The 24,334-nt window shown below is 69.9% G+C and carries 24 protein-coding genes and 1 tRNA gene; 14 read left to right on the top strand and 11 right to left on the bottom strand.

Annotated features, from left to right (window positions below):
• The first annotated feature begins 71 nt into the window (after positions 1–71).
• The 4 genes from ASC70_RS24905 to ASC70_RS09260 all read left to right on the top strand — a co-directional run bounded on the left by ASC70_RS24905 (position 72) and on the right by ASC70_RS09260 (position 5,038).
• On the top strand, positions 72–368 hold the full coding sequence (locus ASC70_RS24905) for a hypothetical protein (protein WP_156396163.1): 297 nt from the start codon (positions 72–74) through the stop codon (positions 366–368).
• A 194-nt stretch (positions 369–562) separates the two neighbouring features.
• Positions 563–1,606 carry a LacI family DNA-binding transcriptional regulator gene (locus ASC70_RS09270; RefSeq protein ID WP_056049225.1) on the top strand — a complete coding sequence of 348 codons (1,044 nt, stop codon included), beginning with the start codon at positions 563–565 and terminating at the stop codon, positions 1,604–1,606.
• 60 nt (positions 1,607–1,666) lie between these two features.
• Positions 1,667–3,946 (top strand): beta-glucosidase, encoded by a 2,280-nt coding sequence (locus ASC70_RS09265; protein ID WP_056049222.1) that lies wholly within the window; start codon positions 1,667–1,669, stop codon positions 3,944–3,946.
• A gap of 168 nt (positions 3,947–4,114) precedes the next feature.
• Positions 4,115–5,038, top strand: coding sequence for a Gfo/Idh/MocA family protein (locus ASC70_RS09260; protein ID WP_056049220.1), 924 nt, complete (start codon positions 4,115–4,117; stop codon positions 5,036–5,038).
• A 124-nt stretch (positions 5,039–5,162) separates the two neighbouring features.
• Here ASC70_RS09260 and ASC70_RS09255 read toward each other — a convergent pair whose 3' ends face one another.
• On the bottom strand, positions 5,163–6,755 hold the full coding sequence (locus tag ASC70_RS09255) for a fatty acid--CoA ligase (protein WP_056049218.1): 1,593 nt from the start codon (positions 6,753–6,755) through the stop codon (positions 5,163–5,165).
• A gap of 136 nt (positions 6,756–6,891) precedes the next feature.
• On the opposite strand from ASC70_RS09255, the gene ybaK reads away from it, so the two are divergent.
• From ybaK to ASC70_RS09240, 3 genes are all read left to right on the top strand, one after another.
• Positions 6,892–7,368, top strand: coding sequence for a Cys-tRNA(Pro) deacylase (ybaK, locus tag ASC70_RS09250; protein WP_056049216.1), 477 nt, complete (start codon positions 6,892–6,894; stop codon positions 7,366–7,368).
• A 51-nt stretch (positions 7,369–7,419) separates the two neighbouring features.
• Positions 7,420–7,496: transfer RNA gene (locus ASC70_RS09245), tRNA-Met, on the top strand.
• A 41-nt stretch (positions 7,497–7,537) separates the two neighbouring features.
• Entirely contained in the window at positions 7,538–7,951 is a 414-nt protein-coding gene (locus ASC70_RS09240; protein WP_056049213.1) for a GFA family protein, read from the top strand.
• Here ASC70_RS09240 and ASC70_RS09235 read toward each other — a convergent pair.
• From ASC70_RS09235 to ASC70_RS09220, 4 genes are all read right to left on the bottom strand, one after another.
• On the bottom strand, positions 7,948–8,748 hold the full coding sequence (locus ASC70_RS09235; protein ID WP_056049211.1) for a hypothetical protein: 801 nt from the start codon (positions 8,746–8,748) through the stop codon (positions 7,948–7,950). The genes ASC70_RS09240 and ASC70_RS09235 overlap by 4 nt on opposite strands.
• Before the next feature lie 71 nt (positions 8,749–8,819).
• On the bottom strand, positions 8,820–9,359 hold the full coding sequence (locus ASC70_RS09230; RefSeq protein WP_056049208.1) for a DUF1993 family protein: 540 nt from the start codon (positions 9,357–9,359) through the stop codon (positions 8,820–8,822).
• Positions 9,360–9,399: 40 nt separating this feature from the next.
• Positions 9,400–10,107, bottom strand: a complete 708-nt coding sequence (hutC, locus tag ASC70_RS09225) for a histidine utilization repressor (protein ID WP_056049205.1) — start codon at positions 10,105–10,107, stop codon at positions 9,400–9,402.
• Positions 10,104–11,483 (bottom strand): formimidoylglutamate deiminase, encoded by a 1,380-nt coding sequence (locus ASC70_RS09220; RefSeq protein WP_082539629.1) that lies wholly within the window; start codon positions 11,481–11,483, stop codon positions 10,104–10,106. The genes hutC and ASC70_RS09220 overlap by 4 nt, the downstream gene beginning before the upstream one ends.
• Positions 11,484–11,567: 84 nt before the next feature.
• Between ASC70_RS09220 and hutI the strand changes: the two genes are divergently transcribed.
• From hutI to hutU, 4 genes are all read left to right on the top strand, one after another.
• Positions 11,568–12,773 carry an imidazolonepropionase gene (gene hutI, locus ASC70_RS09215; protein ID WP_056049202.1) on the top strand — a complete coding sequence of 402 codons (1,206 nt, stop codon included), beginning with the start codon at positions 11,568–11,570 and terminating at the stop codon, positions 12,771–12,773.
• A complete protein-coding gene (gene hutH, locus ASC70_RS09210; protein ID WP_082539630.1) occupies positions 12,758–14,296 on the top strand; it encodes a histidine ammonia-lyase in 1,539 nt (512 codons plus the stop codon). The genes hutI and hutH overlap by 16 nt, the downstream gene beginning before the upstream one ends.
• 163 nt (positions 14,297–14,459) lie before the next feature.
• Positions 14,460–15,281 carry an N-formylglutamate deformylase gene (gene hutG, locus ASC70_RS09205; protein ID WP_056049197.1) on the top strand — a complete coding sequence of 274 codons (822 nt, stop codon included), beginning with the start codon at positions 14,460–14,462 and terminating at the stop codon, positions 15,279–15,281.
• Entirely contained in the window at positions 15,278–16,942 is a 1,665-nt protein-coding gene (gene hutU / locus ASC70_RS09200; RefSeq protein WP_056049194.1) for a urocanate hydratase, read from the top strand. The genes hutG and hutU overlap by 4 nt, the downstream gene beginning before the upstream one ends.
• An 87-nt stretch (positions 16,943–17,029) precedes the next feature.
• On the opposite strand, the gene ASC70_RS09195 is transcribed toward hutU, so the two are convergent.
• Positions 17,030–18,583 (bottom strand): glycine betaine ABC transporter substrate-binding protein, encoded by a 1,554-nt coding sequence (locus tag ASC70_RS09195; RefSeq protein WP_056049192.1) that lies wholly within the window; start codon positions 18,581–18,583, stop codon positions 17,030–17,032.
• Positions 18,576–19,340 (bottom strand): ABC transporter ATP-binding protein, encoded by a 765-nt coding sequence (locus tag ASC70_RS09190; RefSeq protein ID WP_056049189.1) that lies wholly within the window; start codon positions 19,338–19,340, stop codon positions 18,576–18,578. Before ASC70_RS09190 ends, ASC70_RS09195 begins: the two co-directional genes overlap by 8 nt.
• A 170-nt stretch (positions 19,341–19,510) precedes the next feature.
• Between ASC70_RS09190 and ASC70_RS24900 the strand changes: the two genes are divergently transcribed.
• Positions 19,511–19,678: a hypothetical protein gene (locus ASC70_RS24900; protein ID WP_156136832.1), complete on the top strand. Its 168-nt coding sequence runs from the start codon at positions 19,511–19,513 to the stop codon at positions 19,676–19,678.
• A gap of 89 nt (positions 19,679–19,767) precedes the next feature.
• Here the strand turns inward: ASC70_RS24900 and ASC70_RS09180 are convergent, their stop codons facing one another.
• From ASC70_RS09180 to flgB, 4 genes are read right to left on the bottom strand one after another with little or no spacing between them, the layout of a single operon-like run.
• Complete coding sequence (locus ASC70_RS09180; RefSeq protein WP_056049183.1) at positions 19,768–21,828, bottom strand: glycoside hydrolase family 2 protein; 2,061 nt, start codon at positions 21,826–21,828, stop codon at positions 19,768–19,770.
• Positions 21,829–21,887: 59 nt separating this feature from the next.
• Positions 21,888–22,202 carry a flagellar hook-basal body complex protein FliE gene (gene fliE / locus ASC70_RS09175; RefSeq protein WP_047410540.1) on the bottom strand — a complete coding sequence of 105 codons (315 nt, stop codon included), beginning with the start codon at positions 22,200–22,202 and terminating at the stop codon, positions 21,888–21,890.
• A 10-nt stretch (positions 22,203–22,212) separates the two neighbouring features.
• On the bottom strand, positions 22,213–22,632 hold the full coding sequence (flgC, locus tag ASC70_RS09170) for a flagellar basal body rod protein FlgC (RefSeq protein ID WP_047410538.1): 420 nt from the start codon (positions 22,630–22,632) through the stop codon (positions 22,213–22,215).
• An 11-nt stretch (positions 22,633–22,643) separates the two neighbouring features.
• On the bottom strand, positions 22,644–23,087 hold the full coding sequence (gene flgB, locus ASC70_RS09165) for a flagellar basal body rod protein FlgB (RefSeq protein WP_047410804.1): 444 nt from the start codon (positions 23,085–23,087) through the stop codon (positions 22,644–22,646).
• A gap of 116 nt (positions 23,088–23,203) precedes the next feature.
• Here flgB and ASC70_RS09160 point away from each other — a divergent pair, with 116 nt between their 5' ends.
• Both ASC70_RS09160 and fliP read left to right on the top strand, forming a co-directional pair.
• A complete protein-coding gene (locus ASC70_RS09160; RefSeq protein ID WP_056049180.1) occupies positions 23,204–23,521 on the top strand; it encodes a flagellar biosynthetic protein FliO in 318 nt (105 codons plus the stop codon).
• Positions 23,518–24,318 carry a flagellar type III secretion system pore protein FliP gene (gene fliP, locus ASC70_RS09155; RefSeq protein WP_047410800.1) on the top strand — a complete coding sequence of 267 codons (801 nt, stop codon included), beginning with the start codon at positions 23,518–23,520 and terminating at the stop codon, positions 24,316–24,318. Before ASC70_RS09160 ends, fliP begins: the two co-directional genes overlap by 4 nt.
• The last annotated feature ends 16 nt before the right edge of the window (positions 24,319–24,334 follow it).

Genomic DNA, 24,334 nt, shown 5'->3' with positions numbered 1-24,334 from the left:
TTGAGACTTTGCGGGCGTGTCCAGACGCCTGTCCGGCGACTGTCCAATCCCTCGGCGGCCTCGGCGCCCAGATGTTCGATTCCAGCCCCGCGCCTTCATCGAACGCCGGCACCTTCGCCAAATGTCCCGATCAAGTCAACAACAATGTCAACGTTGTCATTCTTGCGAGACAAGGGTTTTCGAGCATCCGCGACCAGACCTTGAACCGAAATCTCGGCGAGACCGAATGCTTCAATCAATCGTCACCGGCCATGCTTATCATTGATTTTACTCACATTTTTCTTCCACGTGGCACGCCGGCGCTAGGAGCTTCACACTATCGTCGCAACATCTCGGTCGAGACGTGGGCAACCACCGGAAACCCCTGAAGACGCGACGTCAACCGTCGTAAATGTCCTGATAATGTCCTACTGATCGACTAATTTTGACCCATTATTGTCCTGATGACATGACATTCAGGACAGCATGGACTATGGCTTTGGACGTTCGCCGCCTTGCGGGCGCCGCCTTTCACTGATGGGGTGGCGCGGCAAGCTTGGCGGTGGAGCGGGTACGGGGACCAATGACAACGATCACAGACGTGGCCGAACGGGCGGGCGTTTCGCCCAAGACCGTCTCCCGCGTTCTCAACGATCACGACAGCGTCAGCGCCAAGACGCGTGATCGCGTCCGCGCGGCCATGCAGGACCTTGGCTACCAGCCCAGCGCCGTGGCCCGCAGCCTGCGCTCGCAGGGCTCCGGCTCGGTCGGCGTGCTGATGGGCGACCCGTCCGGCGGCTATCACACCCGCGTCCATCACGCCCTGCTGCTGGCCTGCGTCGAGACCGGCCGTCACCTGTCGGTCGACCTGTCGGAAGGACCCGTCCCCGGCTGGCAGGACCGGGTCCGCGCCTTCGTGCGCGACGGCGGCATCCGCGAGATGATCCTGCTGCCGCCCGAGTGCGACTTCGGCCCGATGAAGGAGCTGATGCGCGAGCTGGACGTGCGCTGCGTGCTGATCGCCCCCACCACGCCGGATCCCTATTTCCCGGCCATCGGCATGGACGATCGCGCCGCCGCGCGCGAGGTGGTCGAGCACCTGTTCTCGCTGGGCCACACCCGGATCGGCCACATCGCCGGCCATCCGGACCACGCCGCCAGCACCCATCGCCGCAACGGCTTCTTCGAGGCCTATGCGGCCCGGGGCCTCCCCCGTCCGTCGCCCGAGCTGATCGTGCAGGGCGAGTTCACCTTCAAGACCGGCATCGACGCGGCCAAGGCGCTGCTGGACATCGACGAGCCGCCGACCGCGATCTTCGCCAGCAACGACGACATGGCCGCCGCCACCTGCATGGAGGTCCAGCGTCGGGGCCTGCGCATCCCCGACGACGTGTCGGTGGTCGGCTTCGACGACGCGCCGATCGCCGGCGTGATCTGGCCCGCTCTCACCACCATCCGCCAGCCGTTCGAACAGATGGCCCTGCGCGCGATGCAGGCCTTCGCCGCGTGGAACGCCAACGAGGGCGCCGGCAAGACCAACACCCCCTTCCTCGCGCAGCACAGCCTGGTAGTGCGCGAGTCCACCGGTCCCGCGCGGAGCGGCTCGCCGCCCCGCCGCAAGACTTAAACCCTCCCCCGCCGCGGTCCGACGCCGCGCGGGGCTCTAGAACAAGACCACGGAGGAAACATGACTTCGACGACCTGGCGGGGCCTGACGCTCGCCCTGCTGATCGGCGCCTCGGCCTCGGCGCTGACCGTCGCCCCGGCGCTGGCCCAAGCCGCCAAGAAGCCCGCCGCCGCGCCGGCTCACCCGTGGCTGAACGCCAAGCTCGCCGCCGACAAGCGGGCCGACCTCGCTTTGGCGGCGATGACCAACGACGAGAAGTTCACGATCATCTTCGGCTACTTCGGCTCGGACATGAAGCCGAAGTACACGCGCCATCCGGACTCGCTGGACGCCTCGGCCGGCTATGTCGCCGGCGTGCCGCGCCTGGGCATTCCGGGCCAGTGGCAGACCGACGCCGGCGTCGGCGTCGCCACCCAGGGCAGCCACCAGGACCTGCGCGCGCGCACCGCCCTGCCCTCGGGCATCGCCACCGCCGCCACCTGGAACCCGGAGCTGGCCTTCAAGGGCGGCGCGATGATCGGCAAGGAGGCCCGCGACTCGGGCTTCAACGTCCAGCTGGCCGGCGGCATCAACCTGATGCGCGAGCCGCGAAACGGCCGGAACTTCGAATATGGCGGCGAGGATCCCTGGCTGGCCGGCGCGATAGTCGCGGCCCAGATCAAGGGCATCCAGTCCAACCACATCATCTCGACGATCAAGCACTACGCCCTGAACGGCCAGGAGACCGGCCGCTTCGTGGTCAGCTCGAACATCAGCGACGCGGCCGCCCGCACCTCGGACCTGCTGGCCTTCCAGTTCGCGATCGAGCAGTCGGACCCGCACTCGGTGATGTGCGCCTACAACCGCGTCAACGGGACCTATGCCTGCGAGAACGACTGGCTCTTGAACACCGTCCTGAAGAAGGACTGGGGCTACAAGGGCTATGTCATGTCGGACTGGGGCGCCGACCACTCGTCGGCCAAGGCCGCCAATGCCGGCCTCGACCAGGAGTCGGCCGGGGACGCCTTCGACAAGGCGCCGTTCTTCGGCGCGCCGCTGAAGGCCGACCTCGCCGCCGGCCGGGTCAGCCAGGCCCGGATCGACGACATGGCCCGCCGCGTGCTGCGCGCCATGTTCGCCAGCGGCCTCGTCGACCATCCGCTGAAGGGCGGCCCGGACGCGTTGCCCGCCGCCGAGCTGGCCGCCCACGCCAAGGTCACCCAGGCCGACGCCGAGGAGGCCATCGTCCTCCTGAAGAACGACGGCGACCTGCTGCCCCTGGTCAAGACCGCCAAGACCATCGCCGTGGTCGGCGCCCATGCCGACGTCGGCGTGCTGTCGGGCGGCGGCTCGTCCCAGGTCTATCCGGCTGGCGGCCGCGCGGTGAAAGGCCTGCAGCCCGCCACCTGGCCGGGCCCGGTGATCTACTATCCCTCGTCGCCGCTGAAGGCGCTGCAGGCCCGCTATCCCGGCGCCAAGGTGGTCTATGACGACGGGACCGACCCGGCCCGCGCCGCCAAGCTGGCGGCGGAGAGCGACCTGGCCCTGGTCTTCGCCGACCAGTGGACCACCGAGTCGGTGGACGCCGAGAGCCTGAACCTGCCCGGGAACCAGGACGCCACGATCGACGCGGTGGCCTCGGCCAACAAGAAGACCGTGGTGGTGCTGATCACCGGCGGTCCGGTGGTCATGCCGTGGCTCGACAAGGTCGGCGCCGTGGTCGAGGCCTGGTATCCGGGCACGGCCGGCGGCGAGGCCATCGCCCGCGTGCTGACCGGCGAGGTCGACGCGTCGGGACGCCTGCCCGTCAGCTTCCCCAAGAGCGTGGCCGATCTGCCGCGTCCCAAGCTGGACGGCGATCCGAAGAAGCCCGGCGACCTGTTCGACGTGAACTACGACATCGAAGGCGCCGCGGTCGGCTACAAGTGGTACGACCTCAAGCAGGTCCAGCCGCTGTTCCCGTTCGGCCACGGCCTCTCGTACAGCAAGTTCGCCTATTCGAACCTGACGGCCAGCGCCGCCGGCGACAAGGTCACGGTCAGCTTCGACGTCAAGAACGTCGGCCCTCGCGCCGGCAAGGACGTGCCGCAGGTCTATGTCGGCCCGAAAGCCGGTGGTTGGGAAGCGCCCAAGCGCCTGGCCGGCTTCAAGAAGGTGTCCCTCGCGCCCGGCGCCAGCCAGCACGTCACCCTGACGGTCGATCCGCGCCTGCTGGCGGTCTGGGACGGCAAGGCCCACGGCTGGTCGATCGCGGCCGGCCAATACGACGTCGCCCTGGGATCCTCGTCCCGGGCGCTCGCCTCCACCGCCCAGGTCACCCTGGCGGCCCGGAGCCTGCCGGTCTCTCCGGCGGGCAAGTAAAGGATCGGCGGAGACCCCTTTTCCGCCGGCCCTTCAGTCTCTTCCCCTTCAGGAGCGTCGCCCCAAGCGGCGCTCCTTTTTTATGGTCCTCGCAGGCGGCGTGCTTGCGCGGCCGCATTTATACTATAATTAGGCCGAGCCGCGCGTGACGGCGGGAGGAAGCACAGCGTGATCCGGATCGGCCTCGTCGGCGTGGGCAAGATCGCCCATGACCAGCACATCCCCGCCCTCGCCGCGGACCCGCGTTTCAGCCTGGTCGCCGCCGCCAGCCGCAGCAAGCCCGACCTGGGCGGGATCCCGGTCTACCACGACATCGACGAGATGCTGGCGCGGGGCCCCGAACTGGACGCCGTCGCCCTCTGCACTCCGCCCCAGGCCCGCCGCGAGACGGCGCTGGCCGCCCTGCGCGCCGGCAAGCACGTGTTCCTGGAGAAGCCGCCCGGGGCCACGGTCAGCGAGGTGGCCGAACTGGCCGCCGTCGCCCGCGACCACGGTGTCGTCCTGTTCACCAGCTGGCACTCGCGCTTCGCCGCCGGCGTGCCCCAGGCCAAGGCCTGGCTGGCCACCCGCGCCGTCCGCAAGCTGGCGATCGAGTGGCGCGAGGACGTGCGCCGCTGGCATCCCGGCCAGACCTGGATCTGGCAGGCCGGCGGCATGGGTGTCTTCGATCCCGCCATCAACGCCCTGTCGATCCTGACCGAGATCATGCCGGCCGAGGTGTTCGTCACCGACGCCCGGCTGCGGGTCCCGGAGAACGTCCAGTCGCCGATCGCCGCCCACGTCGATATGACCACGCTGGGCGGAACCGAGATCACCGCCGACCTCGACTTCCTGCAGACCGGCCCGCAGACCTGGGACATCACCGCCTGGACCGACGACGGCGTGCTGAAGCTGTCGCTGGGCGGGGCCAAGCTGGAGATCGACGAGGCGCTGGTCGTGGACGGCGAGAACCGGGAATATCCGGGCCTCTACGACCGTTTCGCGGCCCTGGTGGCCGAGGGGCGGTCCGAGGTCGATGTGCGGCCGCTCACCCTGGTGGCGGATGCGTTTCTGGTGGGGACGCGGGAGGTGGTCGAGGCGTTCATCGAGTAGCCACTTGCCCCCTCCGCGCCTTCGGCGCTCCTCCGCCGGAGGGGGAAGAAGAAACACCTTCCGCCCCCTCCGGGGGCGGACGACCTGCGGAGCAGGTCAGGTGGGGGCCCGCCGAGCCAGCCACCTAATTCACCTGCCGCTCCCGCCCCGCCCAATACGGCGCCCGCAGCTCCCGCCGCAGGATCTTGCCCGACGCGTTCCTCGGTAACGCCGCCACGAAGTCCACGCTCTTCGGCGCCTTGAAATGCGCGATCCGGGTCCGGGCGAAGGCGATGATGTCGTCGGCGTCCGGCGTCACCCCCGGCTTGGCCGCGACCACCGCCTTCACGGCCTCGCCCCATTTCTCGTCCGGCACGCCGATCACCGCCACCTCGGCCACGTGCGGATGGCCGTAGACGGCGCTCTCGACCTCGGCCGGATAGATGTTCTCGCCGCCGGAGATGATCATGTCCTTCACCCGGTCGTGGATGAACAGATAGCCGTCGGCGTCCAGATAGCCGGCGTCGCCGGTGCGGAGCCAGCCGTCGGCGTCGAGCGTCTTGCGGGTGGCCTCGTCCAGCTTCCAGTAGCCGGCCATGTTGGCCAGGGAGCGCACGGCGATCTCGCCCACCGCGCCGGTCGGCAGGCTGTTCCCGGCCTCGTCGATCACCTTCAGCTCGACACCCGGCATCGGCAGGCCCGCCGACCGCATGCGCGCGTTGCCGGCCGGGTCGTGGTCCTCGGGCGGCAGGTAGACCACCGTGCCGGTCGTCTCGGTCATGCCGTACTGCTGGACGAAACCACAGCCGAACACCTCCATGCACTCGCGCAGCAAATCGAGCGGGATGGGCGCGGCGCCGTAGAGGATGTGGCTCATCCGCGAATAGTCGACCTGGCGGGCCCGGGGCTGGCGCACCACGATCTGCAAGGCGGCCGGGACCATGAACATCTTCGAGACGCGGTCCTTCTCGATGAAGTCCAGCACCTTGGTCGGGTCGAACTCGCGAGCCACCACGCCCTTGGCGCCGTTGAACAGGCCGACGAGGCCCCAGCCGGTGCCGCCGATATGGGCGACAGGCATGGCCACCAGGCTGACGTCCTCCGGCCCCCACTGGTTCCAGGCCAGGGGCGAGCGGGCGGCCTCGCGGCGCATGGCCAGCAGATTGTCGTGGGTCAGCATCGCGCCCTTCGGCCGGCCCGTGGTGCCCGAGGTGTAGAGCTGGATGGCGATGTCCGAGGTCTCGATCGGCTTGTGCGGGTCGACGTCGCTCCGCGCGTCGCGCCAGGCTTCGAAGGTCGGATGCTCTCCGGCGCCGCAAGCCTCCATGACGATCACCACCGGCCGGTGGGTCAGCTCGGCCGCCACCTCGCCGACATGGGCGATCAGTTCGGGGCCGACAAACACCAGCTTGGCCTCGCTGTCGGCGATGATGTAGGCGATCTCCGCCGGGGCCAGGCGCCAGCCGATCGGCGTGGTCACCACCCCGGCCTTGGCGGCTCCGATCAGCAGCTCGAAATAATGGTCGCTGTTCTTGCCGACATAGGCGACGCGGTCGCCGGTCGAGAGGCCCGCCGCGATCAGGGCGTTGGCCACCTGGCTGGTGTGACGGTCGAAGGCGGCGAAGGTCGTCTCGCGCCCCTCGAAGCTGAGAGCGACCGCGTCGGGGCGCACCTCCGCGTGATAGCGGGCGACGTCGCCCAGGGTGGGCATGCGGTCGAAGGCGATCGCGTCGGACATCTGGCCTGCTCCCTCGGGTTCCGGTCTCGGCGCCGGGTCAAACGGATGTTGGGACAGGCTCACCCGCACGGCAAGCGCGACGTGCGGGCTTGGGCGCGGGATGACAGCCGTCGCGCGCTTGAGGTATCACCCGACCATGTCCAAGAGCACTCCCGCCACCCTCGCGCTCACCAAGGCCGGCGTCGCGTTCGACCTGCATACCTACGACTACGACCCCGGTTCGGAGCGTGTAGGCCTGCAGGCGGCGGAAGCCCTGGGCGAGGATCCCCGCCGGGTGCTCAAGACCCTGGTGGTGATGCTGGACGGCAAGCCGGCCTGCGCCATCCTGCCCTCGGACAAGGAGGTCAGCATGAAGAAGCTGGCCGCCGCTCTGAAGGGCAAGTCGGCCGCCATGGCCCCTGTGCCCGACGCCGAGCGGATCACCGGCTACAAGGTCGGCGGCGTCAGCCCGTTCGGCCAGAAGAAGCGCCTGCCGACGGTGCTGGAAGAAGCCGCCCTGGCCGAGCCCTACGTCTTCATCAACGGGGGCCAGCGCGGTCTGCAGGTGAAGCTGACGCCGGCGGACGCGGTCAAGGCGTTGAGCGCGGTGACGGCGGCGATCGTGGCGGACTAGGGTGCTTGAAACGCCCCGGGGTTCTCGCCTATAAGCCGCGCCTCCTGGTCCGGCTGGGTAGCTCAGATGGTTAGAGCGGTGGATTCATAACCCACAGGTCGGCGGTTCGATCCCGCCCCCAGCCACCACAGATTGACCGGCTCGCGCCCCGGCCTCTACCCTCCGGGACATGACCCAGACTCCTTTCAAGGGCGGATGCCTGTGCGGCGCTTTGCGCTGGGAGGCCGACCGCGCGCCGAACTATATGGGCGTCTGCTGCTGCGGCGATTGCCGCCGGGCGTCGGGCTCGGGGTTCATTCCGTTCATGGGCTTTCCGGCCGAGGCGCTGACCATCACCGGCCCGACGCGCCAGTATCGCAGCCGGGCCTTCCGCGGCGGCGAGGCGACCCGCAACTCGTGCCCGACCTGCGGCGGCCTGGTGTTCGGCGGCGAGCATGGCCTGCACGACTCGCACACGATCTATGCCGGCTCGCTGGACGACCCCAGCCTGTTCAAGCCGGCCATGCTGCTGTTCAACCGCGACCGCCCGGCCTGGGTCGTGCCGCCCGAGGGCGTGACGCTGTTCGAGACGATGCCGGACTAGCCGCCGGGCAGGACGGTCCGTTTCGCCGGTCGGGCTGCTGGCGGCGAAGCGGTGCTCGAACGGCCGGTATAGGCGACCGCGTCGAAACCCTCCGGCGGATTGGTGAAGTCGACGCGGCGCGCCTGGTCGCTCCAACCGCCGCGCGGGTTCTCGCCGCACTCTTGGCGGCAGTTCCAGGCCGTGCCCGACCCACCCCGGATCACCACCAAAAGGGTCTCTCCGACCGGCATCGCCTTGGCCGCCAAGGCGTAGGTCTCTCCCTGCCGGACGTTCTCGCCGCGCTTTGCGTGCAGGTTGCCCGAGAAGGCCATCACCAAGGTCCGCGGATCAGCATCCCGCGCGGCCAACACCGCTTGCGCCATGGACTGTTCGTAGACGGCCGCCGAAGCGCCGCCCGCCAGGATCAGTTTGACGTCCTTGATGGCGCCCTGACGCTTGGCCAGCCGCAGGCGGTCGGCCAAGCCCAGCATCGCCTGACTGCTACGGCCGTCCTGAACCTCCCAGTTCCAGGAAGGGGCTTGCAGGAAGGCGGCTCGAGCCGCGGCGCCGCCGTCGGAGGCGAGATAGGCATTCCACAAGGGTTGCTCGGCGACGTCCCGCTCCAACGCCACCACGACCGGCCGCGTGGCGGCGGCCTGGCAGACCAGGTCGCCGAACAGGGCCGGCTCCTCGGCCGTCCCGTGGACCTCGCCGACCCAGACGTACTTGGTCTTCTCCGTGAAGAGGGCCGCCGCGCCGTCGACGGGCGGGCAGGAACTGGCCGTCGCCACGGCCATGGCCGCGAAGAATGCGATCATCGACTACCCCCACTCGATCCAAGGCTGCATGATGATCATCAGCACTTGAAACGAGCAAGGGTGTTCGCCCCTTAGCCGCCCGGGAACGTCCCCGGCCGGATGTAGGCGAACATGTGGCTGACCCAGTCGGGCTTGCCCAGCGCCACGCCCTTGTGGCGCAGGATCGCGTAGGCGGCCATCAGGTGGAAGTAGAACTGGGGCAGCGCCCAGTCGCGCGCGAACGACTCGCCGGTCATGTCGAAGACGATGCCGTTGGGCAGCTTCAGCTCGATCGTCTTTTCGGCGACGCCCTCGAAAGCCGAGGCCGGGGTCGCCTGGATTCGCTGGGCGGCGTCGGCCAGCTGAGCGCGCAGGCCGTCGAAGTCGGTCGCGTCTTCGGCGGGTGCGAACGAGTCCGCGCCCGTCAGGTGGCGCAGCACGTCGCTGGCCTGGGTGCAGACGAGCCGCACCTGGGTCGCCAGCGGGAACATGTCCGGCGCCAGGCGCGCGCCCAGCAGGTCCTCGGTCGACAGGCCGGTTTCGCCGGCGAAGGCCTCGGCCTTTGTCAGCTGATTGCCAAGGCCCTTGAGCATCTGGACATAGGTGGGGATGACGAGCGCGTGCAGGTCCATGGGTGTTCTCCGGTTGGCCGCAGCTAAGCCGGACTCGCCCTCAGGCGCCAGGCCCGAACCGCGCCACCAGGTCGTAGGCCTCGCCGGGGAACACCTGCCGCACGCGGGTGACGTGCTGGCCTTCGCGCCAGGTGCGGCGGTCGACGACCAGGCAGGCCGCGCCCTCATCCAGAGCCAGCAGGCGAGCAGCCTCGGCGTCGGCGTTGACCGCGCCGATGCGGCTCTCGGCCTCGGTCCAGGCGACGTGCTCCAGCAGCCAGGCGCCGGGCGGGACGTCGGCGAAGTCGGCGGCTTCCATCTCGGGAGCGGCCTTCAACGACACCAGGCGCCGCTCCAGGGAGAAGGGCCTTCCGCCGGCGTCGTGGACGCCATCCAACTCCAGCAGCTTGCCGCCGGCCGCCAGCTCGACCTCTTCGGGACTGTCGCGATCGGCCGCCCGCACCCGCCGCGACAGCAGGCGGAAGGCGTAGGCCTCGCCGCGCGCGACGATCTCGGACTGGATGTCGGGAATGTTCAGCACCGGCGCGTGGACCTTGGGCCGGGCCACGAACGAGCCGGCCCGCTTGCGCCGCACGATCAGCCCGGCCTCGACCAGGGCGGCCATGGCCTTGCTGACCGTCATCCGGGCGCAGCCGTACTGGGCCATCAGCTCGGTCTCGAACGGCACGCGGTGGCCGGGCGGCCATTCGCCCGAGCGGATGCGGGCCTCGATGTCGGCGCGGATGCGCTGGTGCAGCGGGCCCGTCACGCCAACAGGGCTTTCAGGGCAGTGTTGTAGCGGGCGACGATACCTTCACGGCCATGGTGGCGACCGCCCGACACCAGCTGACGGCCGTGACGCCAGACGGTGTCGACGCCGCCGCCAGCGAAGACCAGACTGTCGATCAGCGTGTCGCCCGAGCGGCCGATCAAGTTCGGGTGCTCACGGTCGAGCGTGACGAAGTCCGCCGCCGCGCCCCGCCGCAGACCACCGCGCCCGACGCCCAGGGCCTGAGCCCCGCCCATCGTCGCCGCCCGCCACAGGTCGCCGCCGGTCGCGCGGCGCGGGCCGCCCGCCAGCACGTTGCGGGCCCGGCGGGTCAGGCGCTGGGCGTATTCCAGGGTCCGCAGCTCCTCGGCGGCGCTGATCAGGATGTTGGAGTCGGTGCCGATTCCGAAGGCTCCGCCAGCGGCCAGGTAGTCGGGGGTCGGAAAGATCCCGTCGCCGAGGTTGGCTTCGGTCACCGGGCAGAGGCCGGCCGTCGCGCCGCTCTTGGCCAGGCGCTCGGTCTCGGTGGCGTTGATGTGGGTGGCGTGGATCAGGCACCACTGCTTGTCGACCTCGGCATGGTTCATCAGCCAGCGGACCGGACGCTGGCCGGTGGCGGCCAGGCAGTCGTCGACCTCCTTGGTCTGTTCGGCCACGTGGATGTGGATCGGCCCGCCGGCGGCCAAGGGCAGGATCGCGTCCAGCTCCTCGGCGGTAACCGCGCGCAGGCTGTGGGGAGCGATCCCGACCACCGCCTCGGGCAGCGCCGCGACGGTGCCTCGACAGGCTTCGACCAACCGCGCGAAGGCGTCGACACCGTGGATGAAGCGCTTCTGGCCGTCGGTGGGCGGCAGGCCGCCGAAGTTGGCGTGGGCGTAGAACACCGGCAGCAGGGTCAAGCCGATGCCCGTCTCCTCGGCGGCGGCCGCGATCCGCGCCGCCATCTCGGCCGGGTTGTCGTAGGCGCCGCCGTCGGGCGCGTGGTGCAGGTAGTGGAACTCGCCCACCCGCGTGAAGCCGCCCTCCAGCATCTCCATCTGGCCCATGGCGGCGATGGCCTGGACCATGTCGGGATCCAACCGCTCCAGGAAGCGGTACATGACCTCGCGCCAGGTCCAGAAGTTGTCGCCGGTGTCGCCGCGCGTCTCGGCTAGACCGGCCATGGCGCGCTGGAAGGCGTGGCTGTGGACATTGCCCAGACCCGGCAAGGCCGGACCGAGGCGGAGAGCGTCGCCGGCGCTGGTGTCAGTGTCGATCCGGGCGATGCGGCCGTCGGTGATCGTGAACCTCACGCCGCGCGCCCAGCCGTCGGCCAGCATCGCGCTCTCGCACCAGACCACCGTCGAGGCTTCAGCCGGATTCTGCGTGTCGGTCACTGGACAAGCCTCATCGTTCGCAAATATGTCTATACATATTGAAACGGGCCGCAAGGGTCGGCCCATGTGTCGGGAGGCAGGCTCATGCGCTGTGATCGGGTGTGGATCAACGCCCGTCTCGCCACGCTCGCCCCGGACCGCGAGGGGCTGGGCGTCGTCGAGAACGGCGTCGTCGCCAGCCTGGACGGCCGCATCGCCTATGCCGGTCCCACCGCCGAGGCGCCGGTCTTTGAGGCCGCCGAGGTCATCGACCTGGAAGGCCGCTGGATCACCCCCGGCCTGATCGACCCGCACACTCACCTCGTGTTCGCCGGCGACCGCGCCCACGAGTTCGAGCTGCGCCTGGCCGGGGCGTCCTACGAGGAGATCGCTCGGTCCGGCGGCGGCATCGTCTCGACCATGCGCGCCACCCGCGCCGCGTCGGAAGAGGAGCTGGTCGCCGCCGCCCTGCCCCGCCTCGACGCCCTGATCGCCAAGGGCGTCACCACGGTCGAGATCAAGTCCGGCTACGGCCTGTCGCTGGACGACGAGACCAAGAGCCTGCGCGCCGCCCGGACGCTGGGCGAGATCCGCCGCGTCGGCGTCAGCACGACCTTCCTCGGGGCCCACGCCCTGCCGCCCGAATATCGCGACGATCCGGACGGCTATGTCGACCTGGTCTGCGAGAAGATGATCCCCGCCATCGCCGCGCGCGGCCTGGCCGACGCGGTCGACGGCTTCTGCGAGGGGATCGGCTTCTCCCCTGCCCAGATACGCCGGGTGTTCGAGGCCGCCCGTGACCACGGCCTGCCGGTCAAGCTGCACGCCGAGCAGCTGTCGAACCTCTCCGGCGCGGCGCTGGCGGTCGAGTTCGACGCCCTGTCGGCCGACCACCTGGAGCACCTCGACGCGGCCGGGGTCGCCGCCATGGCCGCCTCGCGCACGGTCGCGACCCTGCTGCCCGGCGCCTACTACTTCACCCGCGAGACCAAGGTCCCGCCGATCGCGGCGCTGCGGGAAGCCGGCGTGCCGATGGCCCTGGCCACCGACTGCAATCCCGGCACCTCGCCCCTGACCTCGCCGCTGCTGGTCATGAACATGGCCGCCACCCTGTTCCGGATGACGGTCGAGGAGTGTCTGGCCGGCGTCACGCGCGAGGCCGCGCGGGCCCTGGACCTGTTGAACGATCGCGGGACGCTGGAGGCCGGCAAGGCCTGCGATCTCGCCATTTGGGACATCGAGCGTCCCGCCGAACTTGTCTATCGCATGGGCTTCAATCCGCTCCATGCGCGCGTGTGGAGAGGCCAGTGACCGAGCTTGTTCTGAATCCGGGCGCGGTCCCGCTGGCCGAGTGGAAGGCGATCTATCGCGGCGCGACGGCGCGCCTAGCCGAGACCGCCTGGCCGGTGATCGCCGAAAGCGCCAAGGCCGTGGAACGCATCCTGGCCCGCCATGAGCCGGTCTACGGGATCAACACCGGCTTCGGGAAACTGGCCAGCGTCCGCATCGGCGACGCCGACCTGGAGACCCTGCAGCGCAACATCGTCCTGTCGCACGCCGCCGGCGTCGGCGAGCCGTCGCCGGTTCCGGTCATCCGCCTGATGCTGGCCCTGAAGCTGGCCAGCCTGGCCCAAGGCGCGTCGGGCGTGCGGGTCGAGACGGTGCGGCTGCTGGAGGCGATGCTGGTCCGAGGCCTGACGCCGGTGGTGCCATGCCAGGGCTCGGTTGGCGCCTCGGGCGATCTCGCGCCGCTGGCCCATATGGCCGCGACCATGATCGGGGTCGGCGAGATCTTCGTCGGCGTTGCGCGGCTGCCGGCCGCCGAAGCCTTGAAACAAGCGGGCCTATCGCCCCTGACCCTGGGCCCGAAGGAAGGCCTGGCCCTGCTGAACGGCACCCAGTTCTCGACCGCCAACGCCCTGGCCGGCCTGTTCGAGGCCGAGCTGCTGTTCCAGTCGGCCCTGGTCACCGGCGCCCTGTCGACCGAAGCCGCCAAGGGCTCGGACACCCCGTTCGATCCGCGCATCCACGCCCTGCGCCGCCACGCCGGCCAGATCGAGACCGCCGCCGCCCTGCGCGAGCTGATGGCGGCCTCCGAGATCCGCGCCTCGCACCTGAAGGAGGACGAGCGGGTCCAGGACCCCTATTGCCTGCGCTGCCAGCCGCAAGTGATGGGCGCGGCGCTGGACGTGCTGCGCCAGGCGGCCACGACGCTGGAGACCGAGGCCAACGGCGTTTCGGACAATCCGCTGATCTTCCCGGAAACGGACGAGGCCCTGTCGGGCGGCAACTTCCACGCCGAGCCGGTGGCCTTCGCCGCCGACATGATCGCCCTGGCCGTCTGTGAAATCGGCTCGATCGCCGAGCGCCGCATCGCCATGCTGGTCGACCCGGCCCTGTCCGGCCTGCCCGCCTTCCTGACGCCGAAGCCAGGCCTGAACTCCGGCTTCATGATCCCGCAGGTCACCGCCGCCGCCCTGGTCTCGGAGAACAAGCAGAAGGCCTATCCCGCCAGCGTCGACTCGATCCCGACCTCGGCCAACCAGGAGGACCACGTCTCGATGGCCGCCCACGGCGCGCGGCGCCTGATGGGCATGGTCGAGAGCGCCACGGCGGTGGTCGGGATCGAGCTCCTGGCGGCGGCGCAAGGCTGCGACTTCCACGCCCCGCTGCGGTCGAGCGCGGCGCTGGAGGCGGTGCGGAAGTTGACGCGGAGCAAGGTCCCGCACCTGACGGATGACCGGCATTTCCATCCGGACCTGGAGGCGGCCAACGCCCTGGTGCGGAGCGGCGCGGTGATCGCGGCGGCGGGTGATTTGCCGGGGGTGGCTTAGTGCCTCTTCTTCCTCCGACCTCCCCGGCGAAGGCCGGGGCCCAGATCGAGCCCATGGCCATTCGTGATCTTGGCGAGGCTGTGGGCGCGAACACTCAAGCCGCTCAGGCTGAATCTGGACCCCGGCCTTCGCCGGGGAAGTCGGAGTTCAGAGGGCTTGGAGCATGAGCGATTGGCTCCAAGTCACGCCCGGCCAAGCCCCGCTGATCATCTCCCTCCCGCACACCGGCACGGAGATCCCCGCCGACATCGAACCTCGCCTCGTCTCCCCCTGGCTGGCCCGCAAGGACGCCGACTGGTGGGTCGACCGGCTGTACGCCTTCGCCGAGGGCCTGGACGCCACGCTCGTCCGAACCGCGATCTCGCGCACGGTCATCGACGTCAATCGCGACCCGTCGGGCGCCTCGCTCTATCCGGGTCAGGCGACGACGGAGCTCACGCCCACCACCACCTTCGACGGCGAGCCGCTGTATCGCGACGGTCAGACGCCCGATGAGATCGAAATCGCCCGCCGGCGCGAGACGTACTTCGAGCCCTACCACGCCGCCCTCCGCGCCGAGATCGACCGCCTGCGCGCCGTCCATCCGCGCGTGGTGCTGTACGAAGCCCATTCGATCCGTTCGCGCGTGCCGCGCCTGTTCGACGGCGAGCTGCCGCAGTTCAACCTCGGGACCAACAGCGGCCAGAGCTGCGACCCCGCCCTGACCGCGGCGGTCGAGGCCGCCTGCGACGCCTCGGGACGTTCGCGGGTCACCAACGGCCGCTTCAAGGGCGGCTGGACGACGCGCCACTACGGCCGGCCGGCGATGGGCGTCCACGCCCTCCAGATGGAGTTGGCCTGCCGCGGCTACATGGACGATCCCGCCGAGCCGCCGACGCCCGACACCTGGCCCACGCCCTTCCAGGCCGATCGCGCCGAGCCGCTGCGCGCCGTGCTGGAGGACATCCTTTCCGCCTGTCTGACCTTCGCCCGGAGCCCCGCATGACCCGCCGCGACAACACCCGAGTCATCCGCCCCGCCACCGGGACCGCGCTTTCCGCCAAGTCCTGGCTGACCGAAGCGCCGTTGCGGATGCTGATGAACAACCTGCACCCCGACGTCGCCGAGCGGCCCGAGGAACTGGTCGTCTATGGCGGCATCGGCCGCGCGGCCCGCGACTGGGAGAGCTTCGACAAGATCGTCGAGACCCTGCGCCGGCTGGAGGACGACGAGACCCTGCTGGTCCAGTCCGGCAAGCCGGTCGGCGTGTTCCGCACCCACCAGGATGCGCCCCGCGTGCTGATCGCCAACTCCAACCTGGTCCCCCGCTGGGCCACCTGGGAGCACTTCAACGAGCTCGATCGCAAGGGCCTGGCCATGTACGGCCAGATGACCGCCGGCTCGTGGATCTATATCGGCGCCCAGGGCATCGTGCAGGGCACCTACGAGACCTTCGTCGAGATGGGCCGCCAGCACCACGGCGGCGATCTTTCGGGCAAGTGGCTGCTGACCGCCGGTCTGGGCGGCATGGGCGGCGCCCAGCCCCTGGCGGCGGTGATGGCCGGGGCCTCGTGCCTGGCCATCGAGTGCCAGCCCTCTCGCATCGAGATGCGACTTCGAACCGGCTATCTCGACAGGTCCACCGACGATGTCGACGAGGCCCTGGCCTGGATCGAAGCGTCGTGCGCGGCCAAGACCCCGATCTCGGTCGGCCTGCTGGGCAACGCCGCCGAGCTGCTGCCGGTGCTCTACGAGCGCGGCGTGCGGCCCGACCTGCTGACCGACCAGACCAGCGCCCATGACCCGATCAACGGCTACCTGCCGGCCGGCTGGACGCTGGACCAGTGGGCCGACGCCAAGGAGCGTGCGCCCGAAACCGTCGGCAAGGCCGCCCGGGCCTCCATGGCCGTTCACGTCAAGGCCATGCTCGACTTCCAGACCGCCGGCGTGCCGACCGTCGACTACGGCAACAACATCCGCCAGATGGCGCTGGAGGAAGGCGTGGCCAACGCCTTCGACTTCCCCGGCTTCGTGCCGGCCTATATCCGCCCGCTGTTCTGCCGGGGGATCGGCCCGTTCCGCTGGGCGGCGCTGTCGGGCGATCCCGAGGACATCGCCAAGACCGACGCCAAGGTGAAGGAACTGATCCCGGACAATCCGCACCTGCACAACTGGCTCGACATGGCGGCCGAGAAGATCAAGTTCCAGGGCCTGCCCGCCCGCATCTGCTGGGTCGGCCTCGGCGACCGCCACCGCCTGGGCCTGGCCTTCAACGCCATGGTCGCCAGCGGCGAGCTGAAGGCGCCGATCGTGATCGGCCGCGACCACCTCGACAGCGGCTCGGTCGCCTCGCCCAACCGCGAGACCGAGGCGATGAAGGACGGCTCCGACGCTGTGTCCGACTGGCCGCTGCTGAACGCCCTGCTCAACACCGCCTCGGGCGCCACCTGGGTATCGCTGCACCATGGCGGCGGGGTCGGCATGGGCTTTTCGCAGCACGCGGGCATGGTGATCGTCTGCGACGGCACCGAGGCGGCGGCGAAGCGGATCGCGCGGGTGCTGTGGAACGACCCGGCCTCGGGCGTGATGCGCCACGCGGATGCGGGGTACGAGGACGCCGTGGCGTGCGCGCGGGAGAAGGGGCTGGACCTGCCGGGGATTCTTTAACAGCTGTCATCCCGGACAAGCGCGCAGCGCGCCGATCCGGGACCGCCCCAAGCGCCGAGCTTGCCGCGGTCCCGGCTCTCCGCTTCGCTACGGCCGGGATGACAAGAGTTGGGCCGCCTCCGCCGGGCTCTTCTTGCCCGTATCCCGATCCACCGCGTAGTTGGCCGCCTGCATCGCCTTGACGTCGATGCTGTCGCCCAGCGGCGTCAGCGCCGCCAGCAGCCGTCGGTCCCCCGCCCGCTTCGGCGCGACCAGGATCACCGCGTCGTAGGGCGGCAGCGCGCCCTTCGGATCGCCCAGCAGCACCAGATCGTCCGCCGCGATGCGTCCGTCCGACGAGAAGGCCGAGATCACATCGGCCTCGCCGCTGGCCAGCGCCCGGTACATGAAGGTCGGCTGGAACTGGCGCTTGGTCTTGAAGCTCAAGCCATAAGCCTTCACCACTGCCGCCCATTCAGGTCGCGAGAAGAACTCCAGGTCGCCGCCCATCACCAGGTCCGGGGCCTTGGCGGCCAGGTCGGCCAGGGTCTTGACGCCCAGGGCCTCGGCGCGGTCGCGGCGCATGGCCAGGGCGTAGGCATTCTCGAAGCCCAGCGGGGCCAGCAGCACGACGCCGTCGCGGCGCTTCAGCTCGGTCCGCAGGCCGTCCAGCACCGCCTGGCGGCCGGGGTTGTCCTGGCGGTTCAGGACGTTGGCCCACAGGGTGCCGGAATAGTCGACATAGGCGTCGATCTCGCCGGCCGCGAGGGCGCGATAGGCGACCGCCGAGCCGAGGTTCACGCGGCGCTGAACGCTGGCGCCCTCGGCCTCCAGGCGGCCGGCCATCAGCTCGGCCAGGATATATTGCTCGGAGAAGTTCTTGGCCCCGATCACATAGGCTGGCCGCCCTTGCGACAACGCCGCGCCGGCCAAGGGGGCCACCGCCGCCAGCAGGCCCAGCGCCAGGCCCGCGCCGCCGGCCCACAGGCGCCGGGGATCGCGCCGCGCCACACCGCCCTCGATCAGGCCCAACAGCTGGTCGACGACCATGGCCAGGCCCGCCGAGGCCGCGCAGCCGACCAGCACCGCCACCCAGTCCTCGGTCTGCAGACCGGAGAAGATGTAGTCGCCCAGCGACGTCTGGCCGACGGGAGTCGAGAGCGTCGCCGCGCCGATCGTCCAGACAGCCGCGGTGCGCACGCCGGCCATGATCACCGGCGCGGCCAGGGGCAGCTCGACCCGCCACAGCCGCTGGCGGTCGGTCATGCCGACGCCCCGCGCCGCCTCGACCACGGCCGGGTCGACACCCGAAACGCCGGCCGCCGCGTTCCGCAGGATCGGCAGCATCGAATAGAGGGTCAGGGCCAGCAGCGACGGCAGGAAGCCCAGGGCCGGAAAGCCGTGGCCCAGCACCTTCACCGCCAGGCCCGAGAGCAGCAGCAGCAGCGGATAGAACAGGGCCAGCAAGGCCAGGCTGGGAATGGTCTGCACCAGGCCGGCGGTGGCCAGGGCGATCCACTTCAGGCGCGGGTTGCGGGCGGCGGCGATGCCCACCGGCAGGGCGATGGCCAGGCCCAGGGCCAGGGCGGCGGCCGACAGGGTCACGTGCCAGCCCAGGCGCTCAGGCAAGACGGTGAGCGCGGCGGAAAGACGGTCAGCCACGGGCCAGCTCCGCGAGACGTTCGGCTTGCCGGCGCGGCGCGGCGATCAAGTCGGTGACGACCGGATCGGGATGGCCCGCCAGCAGGTCCCGAGGCGGCGCGTGGGCCAGCACCTTGCCGCCGGCCATCACCACCACCTCGTCGGCCAAGAGCAGAGCCTCGCCAACGTCATGGGTGACCATCACCGTGGTCAGGCCCAGGGCCTCGTGCAGGCGGCGGACGTCGTCGGCCAGGGCGACGCGAGTGACCGGGTCCAGCGCCCCGAACGGCTCGTCCATCAGCAGGATCGAGGGGCGCGCCGCCAGGGCCCGGGCCACGCCGACCCGTTGGCGCTGGCCGCCCGACAGTTCCGACGGCGCCCGGCCGGCGACCGCGCGCGGCAGGGCCACGAGGTCCAGCAGCTCATCGACCCGGGCGGCGATCTCGCCCTCGGGCCAGCCCAGCAGGTTGGGGGTGATCCCGATGTTCTGGGCCACGGTCATGTGCGGGAAGAGGCCGATTTCCTGGAAGACGTAGCCGATCCCGCGCCGCAGTTCGGGTCCTGGTCGCGCCGCGACGTCGACGCCCTCGACCAGCACCCGGCCGGTGGTCGGCGTCGACAGGCCGTTCATCAGCTTCAAGAGCGTGGTCTTGCCCGCGCCCGACCCGCCCACCAGGGCGACGAAGCGGCCCTTGGCGATCGACAGCGTGGTCGGCGCCAGGACGGCCTGGCCGTCATACGACTTGCCGGCCGCGTCCAGAACAATGGCTTCGATCATGCGGACTCCGGCGGCGGACGGGACTCAACCTTGGCCGACCTCGGGCGTTGAATCAAAGCCTCACGGCCGTTCGTACGTTCGGGGGTGCGACAAGGCGGCGCGCGACAGGTCGTCAGGTTCGCGAAGGCCGAGTCAATCTCGACCATGGGGTCATGGTTAAGGAGCTTTCCATGAACGTCGCGTCGCAAGCCCGTCCGTTCGATCCGCGCCCCCGTCGCGCGCAGAGCCGCGCGCCCCGCCAATGGCCGCTCGGTTTCGCCGTGCTGCTGGCCTCGGTGCTGAACGCGATCGTCTGGGGCGGACTGCTGGCCGTGGCCAAGGCGTTCCTGCATTTGTGAGCCCCCTCGTTCAGTAAGCGTAGCGTTTTCATTTCTCCCCTGAAGCGAACTGGGCCGCCTCCTTCCCTCGGAGGCGGCCCTTCTTTTGCTCAAGGCGCCGGGCGATAGGTCCAGACCACCTCGTCCCGGACCACGCCGGCGTCGGTGACGGTCAGCCGATTTTCCCCTTCCGCGAGCGCGACGGCGGGCCAGAGCGCCACGTGGTCCAGGACCGGCCGCTCGCCCAGGTCCGCGCCGTTCAGCGCCAGGCGCAAGGACGTCGCGTTCGAATAGACCTTCACATCGACCTTGGCGGTCGTCCGCACGGTGAAGCGGCGGCTGGTGACATAGGCCATCGGCGCGTCCGACCAATTGGCTTGGTACCAGGCGTAGGCGTCCTTGCGGGTCTTGCGGTCGTAGGTGACCAGGCCCTTGTCGTTGATCCCCGGCCGGTCGCCCTCGTCGCGGCCGTCGGAGGCGAGGTCGAACCCAACCCAGACGAAATTGGCCCACAGGTAGGGCCGGGCGCGCAGCTGCCGCCAGGCGTTCTCGTGGAACAGGGCCTGATACTGCTCGGGATGCCAGCGGCCGTTCGGCTTGGGCCGCGCGGGTGGATCCTCCTGGTGCAGGATCGAGGCTCCGGCCCCGTACTCGCTGACCGCCATGGCCCGGGTCGGCGCCGCCGCGTGAGCCCGGTCGGCCCAGTCGCCGATCTCGCCGACCTGGTCCGGGTACCAGCCGAAATACTTGTTGAAGGCGATGAGGTCGGTGACGCGGGCGTGCGGCGCGGTGTCGGCGCCGCAGCAGTGGGCGTAGACCGTCGGCCGCGACGGGTCGGCCTCGTGCGCCGCCTGCTGGACGAGGTTCAGGATCCGCTGGCTGGTCTCGTCGGACTTGTAGATCTCGTTGCCCAGGCCCCAGACGAAGACCGAGGGGTGGTTGTAGGTCTGGCGGATCAGCTCGCGGGTCTGTTGGACCAGGTTGGTCGCGAAGGCCGGGCTGGCTTCGACGGCGCTGTTGAGCGGGATCTCGGTCCAGACCAGGAAGCCGTCGCGGTCGGCGTCGTCATAGGCCCGTTGCGGATGCTGGAAATGCACGAACCGCAGCGCCGTCGCGCCCAGGTCGCGGACGATGGCGAAGTCCTCGTCGATGTCGGCGTCGGTCACGGCCAGGCCTCGGTCGGGCCGGCCGCTGTGGAACAGGTTGACGCCATGCAGGCTGGTCGGACGGCCGTTCAGCCTGGCCCCGTGGTCGGGGTCGATCGTGATCGTCCGAAAGCCCAACGGCGTCGTCACCGCGTCGCGGGTCTCGTCCCCTTCGGCCACCGACGTCGTCAGGCGGTAGAGATACGGATCGCGCCGACCGTCCCACAGATGAGGCCGGGCCAGCGCGCCGCTCAGGCTTACCGGCACGGTCTGCCCCGGCCGGACCGTGACGGCGGCCCGCAGCGTCAGCGCGGTCTTGCCGTCCGCGTCCGCCAGCTTGGCGACGACCCGCAGTCGCGCGGGCCGGGCTCGGTCGTTGCTGACCCGCGCCAGCACGTGCACCCGGGCGCTATCGGCGCTGACCGCCTCGCCGCGCGCATAGGCGCCGGGTCCGCCGTAGTCGAGCATGTCCAGGTGTACGTCGGCGGTCCGAACCAGCCGCACCGACCGATAGAGACCGCCGAACACCGTGAAGTCGCCGCCCAGCGGGGCCACGGTCTTGCTGGCGCTGTTATCGACCTTCACGGCCAGCCGGTTCCGGCCCGGCCGCAAGGCGCGGGTGACGTCTAGGCGGAAGCGCGCATAGCCGCCTTCGTGCCGGCCGACGAACCGGCCGTTGACCCAGACCTCCGCGACCAGGGCCGCGCCGTCGAATTCGAGATAGCTGCGCTCACCCGCCTTGGCGGCGGGAACCTCGAATGTCCGCCGATACCAGGCCGGGCCGCGATAATAGCCGCCGCCGTCCGCGCCGTCGGCGGCGTTGAAGGTGTGAGGCAGGGTGACGGGCGCCCAGTCGCCGTCGCTGAAATCAACGTCCGAGGCGCGGGGCGCGTCGGCCTTCAGGAAGCGCCAGCCGGCGTCCAGCGGCCAGGCCTGGCGCGGCGCCGCCCAGGCGGGTGCGGCGAGGCAGAAGCCGGCGAGGACAAGGGCCGCGCCGAGTCGGCGAACAAGGTCGGTGAAGGTCATGCGCGGCGACTAAAGCACACCGCGCGTCGGGATAAAGCCAGGCGGCGCCGAAGCGCTCCCTAGATCGGCATCCGCATGATTTCCTGATAGGCCGAGATCACCTGGTCGCGCACGGCCATCACCGTCTCGAGGCTGGCCTCGGCCGAGCTGATGGCGGTGACCACGTCGACCAGTTCGGCCTTGCCGGCCACCTGGTCGGCGATCTTGTGTTCGGCGACCTTGGAGGCCTTGGTCGCGCCGTCCATGGTCGACTTGAGCAGCTCACCGAAGTCGATGCCGCCCTTCTTTTCCGAGCCGCCGATTCCACCGATGGAACCGACGCCCATGGCGCCTTGCGAGGCGTAGGCCTTGGCGGCGGCGAGCGCGGTGATCATGGCCTGGCCCCTACTTCTTCAGGATGTCGAGCGTGCGAGACGCCATGGAACGCGCCGTCTCGATGACGTTGAGGTTGGCTTCGTAGGCGCGCTGCGCCTCCTTCATGTCCAGCGCCTCGACCAGCGAATTGACGTTGGGCAGCTTGACGTAGCCCTTGGCGTCGGCGGCCGGGTTGCCGGGGTCGTACTCGGTCTTGAAGTCGCTCTGGTCGGGATCGACGCGCAGCATCTGCACGCCCTCGCCGCCCTGGACCTTGGTGGGCTGGAACACCGGGACCTGGCGGCGGTAGGGGTCGCCGCCGGCGGTGCGAGCGGTCGAATTGGCGTTGGCCAGGTTCTCGGCGATGACCCGCATGCGGCCCTGTTGGGCGCGAAGGGCCGACGAAGCCACGGCCATGGTCGCCAGCGAATTGGATTTGATCTCGGGCATCGCCTAAATCCTCAGCCGTTCGGCTTGCGCGCGGCCATGCGCAGCATGTTCATGGACTTCTGGTAGAAGGTGATCGCCGCGTCGTAGTTCATCCGCGCGTCGGTCATCTTGAGCATCTGGTCCTCGAGCGAGACCGCGTTGCCGTCGAGGGTGGTCTCCGAATCGGCGCCCGAGGTCGCCCGCCAGGCGCTGGGCGCGTTCGAGGGCGCCATGTGCGCCGTCGAGGTCGCCATCATCTGGACGCCCGAGGTCGGCGCGCTGGGCCCGCCGCGATAGACCGCGCCGGACGCCTGGTTCATCAGCGAGGCCTGGAAGCTGTAGGGCTTCAGGTCGCTGGGACGATAGCCGGGCGTGTCGGCGTTGGCGACGTTCTGGGCGACGACCTTCTGGCGCTCGGTCAGATAACCGAGGCGGCTCTTGAGCATGCCAAAGAGGGGAATGTCGTCCGGACCCATGGCGATCATGGTGAAGAAACAGGGTTAATCCGGCATTAAGAAGCGTCAGGCACACCAGGACATGTGGGGCATTCGCCCTGCGTTATCTTGTCTCGCTCAGGCGGCCCTTTCGCCCCATGGATCCCATCGAATTCATCCGCGCCCTGGCGGCGCTGGCCGTCACCCTGGGCCTGATCGGCCTGGCCGCCTGGGCTCTGCGCAAGTTCGGCCCCGACGCGGTGGGCCGGCTGATCGCCGCGCGCCAGGACCGCCGGCTGAAGATCGTCGAGAGCCTGGCGATCGATCCCACGCGCCGCCTCCTGATCGTCAGCCTGGACGGCGAGGAGCGCATGGTGCTGCTGGGCGACGGCAAGCTGCTGGACTGGGTTCCCCAACCCGGAACGGCTAAGCCCGCCCTCGCCCCCACCGTTTCCACGCCGGAGCCCGTGGCCTGATGCGCGACCTGCTCAAATCCGTGACCGGCGCCAAGGCCGAGGACCTGCGCCGCGCCGCGATCATCTCGTTGCTGGCGACCATCGCCTGCGCCGTCATGCCGGCCGCGGCCCTGGCCCAGTCGGCGGTGAACATCAATCTGGGCACCGGCGCGGGCCTGACCGATCGCGTGGTGCAGCTGGTCGGCCTGATGACGGTGCTGTCGCTGGCCCCGTCGATCGTGATCATGACCACCTCGTTCGTGCGGATCGTGGTGGTGCTGGGCCTGCTGCGCACCGCCATTGGCGTCCAGCAGAGCCCGCCGAACCCGGTGATCATCAGCCTGGCGCTGTTCCTGACCGCCATCGTCATGGGCCCCACGTTCGAGAAGTCCTACGACGCCGGCATCAAGCCGTTGCTGGACCACCAGATGGAGCTGCCCGAGGCCTTCGAGGCGGCCGGCGGCCCGGTGAAGGGCTTCATGCTGCGCCAGGTCGACCGCGACGACCTCGCCTTGTTCGTCCGCCTGTCGAAGATCCCGCAGCCGAAGACCGCCCAGGACACCCCGCTGAAGGTCGTCACCCCGGCCTTCATGATCTCCGAACTGAAGCGCGCGTTCGAAATCGGCTTCCTGCTGTTCATCCCGTTCCTGGTCATCGACCTGGTGGTGGCCAGCGTGCTGATGAGCATGGGGATGATGATGTTGCCGCCAGCGACGATCAGTCTTCCGTTCAAGCTTATCTTCTTCGTGCTAGTGGACGGGTGGCGACTCGTGGCCGGAAGTCTCGTCGAGAGCTTCCAGCGCGGGGGCGGCGGATAGCCAACAAGAAGACCTA

The sequence above is a fragment of the Caulobacter sp. Root343 genome, assembly GCF_001425745.1.
In the GTDB taxonomy this organism is placed as follows: Bacteria; Pseudomonadota; Alphaproteobacteria; order Caulobacterales; family Caulobacteraceae; genus Caulobacter.
This window is presented reverse-complemented; position numbering and strand designations above follow the sequence as displayed.

Coding starts and splice junctions, on each gene's coding strand:
- ASC70_RS24905 (WP_156396163.1), top strand. CDS start 72: ATGTTCGATTCCAGCCCCGCGCCTTCATCGAACGCCGGCACCTTCGCC.
- ASC70_RS09270 (WP_056049225.1), top strand. CDS start 563: ATGACAACGATCACAGACGTGGCCGAACGGGCGGGCGTTTCGCCCAAG.
- ASC70_RS09265 (WP_056049222.1), top strand. CDS start 1,667: ATGACTTCGACGACCTGGCGGGGCCTGACGCTCGCCCTGCTGATCGGC.
- ASC70_RS09255 (WP_056049218.1), bottom strand. CDS start 6,755: ATGTCCGACGCGATCGCCTTCGACCGCATGCCCACCCTGGGCGACGTC.
- ybaK (WP_056049216.1), top strand. CDS start 6,892: ATGTCCAAGAGCACTCCCGCCACCCTCGCGCTCACCAAGGCCGGCGTC.
- ASC70_RS09240 (WP_056049213.1), top strand. CDS start 7,538: ATGACCCAGACTCCTTTCAAGGGCGGATGCCTGTGCGGCGCTTTGCGC.
- ASC70_RS09235 (WP_056049211.1), bottom strand. CDS start 8,748: ATGATCGCATTCTTCGCGGCCATGGCCGTGGCGACGGCCAGTTCCTGC.
- ASC70_RS09230 (WP_056049208.1), bottom strand. CDS start 9,359: ATGGACCTGCACGCGCTCGTCATCCCCACCTATGTCCAGATGCTCAAG.
- hutI (WP_056049202.1), top strand. CDS start 11,568: ATGCGCTGTGATCGGGTGTGGATCAACGCCCGTCTCGCCACGCTCGCC.
- hutG (WP_056049197.1), top strand. CDS start 14,460: ATGAGCGATTGGCTCCAAGTCACGCCCGGCCAAGCCCCGCTGATCATC.
- hutU (WP_056049194.1), top strand. CDS start 15,278: ATGACCCGCCGCGACAACACCCGAGTCATCCGCCCCGCCACCGGGACC.
- ASC70_RS09190 (WP_056049189.1), bottom strand. CDS start 19,340: ATGATCGAAGCCATTGTTCTGGACGCGGCCGGCAAGTCGTATGACGGC.
- ASC70_RS24900 (WP_156136832.1), top strand. CDS start 19,511: ATGAACGTCGCGTCGCAAGCCCGTCCGTTCGATCCGCGCCCCCGTCGC.
- ASC70_RS09180 (WP_056049183.1), bottom strand. CDS start 21,828: ATGACCTTCACCGACCTTGTTCGCCGACTCGGCGCGGCCCTTGTCCTC.
- fliE (WP_047410540.1), bottom strand. CDS start 22,202: ATGATCACCGCGCTCGCCGCCGCCAAGGCCTACGCCTCGCAAGGCGCC.
- flgC (WP_047410538.1), bottom strand. CDS start 22,632: ATGCCCGAGATCAAATCCAATTCGCTGGCGACCATGGCCGTGGCTTCG.
- flgB (WP_047410804.1), bottom strand. CDS start 23,087: ATGGGTCCGGACGACATTCCCCTCTTTGGCATGCTCAAGAGCCGCCTC.
- ASC70_RS09160 (WP_056049180.1), top strand. CDS start 23,204: ATGGATCCCATCGAATTCATCCGCGCCCTGGCGGCGCTGGCCGTCACC.